At 70.0% G+C, this 3,530-nt stretch carries 4 protein-coding genes; all 4 read right to left on the reverse strand.

Annotation, left to right across the window (positions count from 1 at the left end; genetic code table 11):
• The coding region (locus L810_RS43405) for a PepSY-associated TM helix domain-containing protein (RefSeq protein ID WP_162175319.1) at positions 1–529 on the reverse strand (529 nt) is incomplete at its 3' end.
• A 1-nt stretch (position 530) separates the two neighbouring features.
• Complete coding sequence (locus tag L810_RS43410) at positions 531–794, reverse strand: hypothetical protein (protein WP_021164388.1); 264 nt, start codon at positions 792–794, stop codon at positions 531–533.
• Positions 794–3,016 (reverse strand): TonB-dependent siderophore receptor, encoded by a 2,223-nt coding sequence (locus L810_RS43415; protein WP_042978490.1) that lies wholly within the window; start codon positions 3,014–3,016, stop codon positions 794–796. Before L810_RS43415 ends, L810_RS43410 begins: the two co-directional genes overlap by 1 nt.
• A gap of 113 nt (positions 3,017–3,129) precedes the next feature.
• Positions 3,130–3,530, reverse strand: a 401-nt coding sequence (locus L810_RS43420) for an ATP-binding cassette domain-containing protein (RefSeq protein WP_042978491.1), incomplete at its 5' end; no start/stop codon positions are given.

The following is a 3,530-nucleotide window of genomic DNA, read 5'->3' on the forward strand; positions in this document are numbered from 1 at the left end:
CGTGCAGGTCGAACAGCGCGGCGCGCAGCCCGCTGCCGCGCCGGATGCGCGCCGCGGCGGGCCAGCGCCGGTGATGCACGACCAGGCCCGCGACGATGAGCACGAGCAGCACGATCCCCCACAGGCTGACGAAGATCCGCCCGGGAAAGCCCGCGAACAGCGTCTTGTGCAGCGTGACGAGCAACGCCGCGCGTCCGCCGTCGGCCAGCCGCTCGCCCGTCGCCGGGTCGAGCGCCAGCGTGCAGGCCTGCCGCGCGTCGCAGAAACGGATCGCCGGATCGTCCGGTTGCGGCAGCACGATGCGCGCATCGCGCAACGGCACGCCGAGCGCCGCCGCGCGCGCGACGAGCGTATCGAGCGGCAGCGCCGGCCGCGCGACGGCGACCGGCGGCGGCCGCCACCAGCCCTGCATCGAATCGGTCGCGAGACTCCACGTGCCGCTGAACAGCACGACGAACAGCACCACGCCGAACAGCGCACCGGCGCCGCGATGCAGCGCGCGCCAGCGCGAACGCGATGAAGCGTCCATGTCAGCGCCCTCCCCAGAACATCGCGCACGGCACGAGCACCGCGAGCCACAGGCAGGCGCGCCACGCGGCCTGCCGCTGCCCGGGCGCGACGAGCACCCACAGCAGCGCGGCGACACCCGCGGCCAGCGACAGCAGCACCGCCGCGTAGAGCCGGTTCAGGCCGTCGGCCGGGTAATGACGGGCCAGCGTGACCGCCAGCGCGACCGCGCCCGGCAGCACACCTGCGATCGCGAGCGCCGCCCGCGTCCCCCAGCCGCCCGCCATCAGAACTGCCCGCGCACGGTCAGCATCACGTTGCGCGGTTCCCCGTAGCGGTTGTTCCAGCCCGGCTGGCTCAGGCTCAGGTAGTACTTGCGGTCGAACAGGTTGTTGACGTTGACGGCCGCGCTCCAGTGCTTGTCGTAGCGATAGCCGAGCCGCACGCTGGCGAGCGCGTAGCCGCCCTGGCTCATCGTGACGCCGTTCGCCTGCGCCGAGTAATTGCTCTGCACCTGCACGCCGCCGCCGATGCTCCAGCGCCGTTCCTGCCACGGCAGGTCGTAGTTGGTCCACAGCCGGAACAGGTGGCGCGGGTTCAGCAGCGGCGCGAACGTGCCCGCGTTCGCGAGGTTGTCCGCATAGCGCATCGTGTCGTACGTATAGCTCGCCCACACGCTCCACCACGGCGTGATGCGGCCGTTCGCCTCGAACTCGAAGCCCTGGCTGCGCACGCTGCCGCCGTTCACGTAGTAGCAGTTCGGCCCCGCGCACGGATGCGCGAGATCGACCTGCGGATTGTTGTCGAGATCGATGCGGAACGCCGCGAGCGACACGTTCAGCTTGCCGCCCGCCAGTTCGCCCTTCACACCCGTCTCGTAGGTGCGCCCCTTCACCGGCGTCAGGATGCCGCCGCCCCACATCGACTTGGTTTGCGGCTGAAACACTTCCGCATAACTCGCGTACCACGACCAGTCGCGCGCGAAATCCCAGATCAGCCCGCCGTACGGCGTGAACTGGTGGCCGGTGTTGTAGTGCGCGCCGAGGCTGTCCTGGTTCCACCAGCTCATCCGGCCGCCGAGCACGAGCGTGACGGGTTCCGCGAGCTTGATGCGGCCGAGCCCGTACACGCCCTTCTGCGACACGTCGTTCTGCTGCGACTGCTGGTACGGGCCGACGCCCGGCTCGGGCACGCTGCCCGGGTTCCAGCGGTAGACGTTCACCGGCATGCCGGCCACGTTGCCGAGCAGCTGCGCCGACATCTGCCCGCTGCTGCTGTTCGCGTAGGTCACGCCGAACAGCAGGTCGTGCGTCAGCCCGAACGCATGCACCGGGCCCTGCACGTTCGCATCGATGCTGCGGCTGTAGCTGCTGAACTGGTACGCGCCGCCCGTCAGTGCGCCGCCCGCACCGGTCGACGGATCGATCGCGCCGTACGAGCCCGCGTATTTCAGGTCGGAACGCACGCTCTGGTATTCGCCGCTGACCTTCGCTTTCCAGCCGGCGCCGAGCTTCTGCTCGACCGACGCGAACGCGCGCGTCGTGTCCCAGTCGAAGTGGCCCCACGCCGTGTCGAGGAACGTCGAGCGCGACAGGCCGAGGCTCGACCCGTCGCGCGCCATCGGCACGCCGGACATGTCGGGCACCGAGCGCGTCGTCTGGTACTGCGCGCCGAACGTGAGCAGCGTGTCGCGCGTCACGTCGACTTCCGTGATGCCGTAGATCGAGCGCGTGTCCTGTTTCGCATGGTCGTAGAAGAAATGACGATCCTCGTATGCGGCGACGAGCCGGCTGCGCACGGTGCCGGCCGCATTGAGCGGGCCGCCGATGTCGGCTTCTGCGCGGTAGCGGTCCCAGCTGCCGACGCTCACGCTCGCGTTCGCGGAGAACTGGTACTGCGGCCGCTTGCGCACGAGGTTGACCGTCGCGGCCGGGTTGCCCGAGCCGTGCAGCAGGCCGTTCGCGCCGCGCAGGATCTCCACGCGCTCGTACACGGAGATGTCCTGCGGCGCGCTCGCCATGTCGCCGATCACCACCGGCACGCCGTCGAATTCGAACGAATCGACCTTGAAGCCGCGCACGAAATACGCGGTGGTGAGCAGCACGTACGGCTGCACGGTCACGCCCGCCGATTGCTGCATCACCTCGTCGAGCGAATACAGGTTCTGCTGGTCGATCCGTTCGCGCGTCGTCACGCTGACCGACTGCGGAATCTCCCGCAACGCCAGCGGCATCTTGCCGACCGTCGCCACGGCCGGATCGTCGGCCACGCCGCGCGACGCGGTCACGGAAATCGCCTTCAGTTCGCCCGCGGCAGGCTTCGCGGCGGTCGTTTCCTCCTTCCGGACTTCCGCGCCGGCCGCCGGCGCCGTATCGGCGAACGCCGCCGCCGGATGTGCGGCGATCAGCAGGCCGAGATACAGCGACGGGCGCCAGCGCCCTCGCCCCGGACGGGCGACGCGCGCGCCCTTCGTCATCGATCTCCCAGGTTCCAGCACCTCGTACCGCATTCACGCCCCCGTATTTGATAATCATTCTCATTATCAAATAGAACCGGCAGGCCATTTTTCGATCGAGGGGCTTTTCCTATCGATTCCGGGCACGCCGGCCCGCATTGTTCACGTCAGTGTTCGGATTCGGCCGGCCGGGCTTCCGCGTTCGAAGCGCCCACAGCGTCCTCTGCGTCGTTAGCCTCCAGATCGTCCGGCGGCAGGCCGTCGAGCCCCGGCCCCGCGCGGGCGAAGGCCGCGTACCACGCATCGGTCTCGACCAGCTGCGCGTGCGTGCCGGTCGCCCGCACGCGGCCCGCGTCGAGCACGACGATCGTGTCGGCGGCCGCCGCGAGCGCCGGCTGGTGCGTGACGACGATGCGCGTGCGCTGCCCGCGCAGCGCGACGAGGCTGTCGCGCACGCGCCGCGCACTCGATTCGTCGAGGCTCGCGGTCGGCTCGTCGAACATCAGTACCGGCGCACGCGACAGCAGCGCGCGCGCCAGGCACGCCCGCTGGCGCTGCCCGCCCGACA

The sequence above is a fragment of the Burkholderia sp. AU4i genome (assembly GCF_000466765.1).
GTDB lineage: Bacteria > Pseudomonadota > Gammaproteobacteria > Burkholderiales > Burkholderiaceae > Burkholderia > Burkholderia cepacia.

Coding starts and splice junctions, on each gene's coding strand:
- L810_RS43415 (WP_042978490.1), bottom strand. CDS start 3,016: ATGCGGTACGAGGTGCTGGAACCTGGGAGATCGATGACGAAGGGCGCG.
- L810_RS43410 (WP_021164388.1), bottom strand. CDS start 794: ATGGCGGGCGGCTGGGGGACGCGGGCGGCGCTCGCGATCGCAGGTGTG.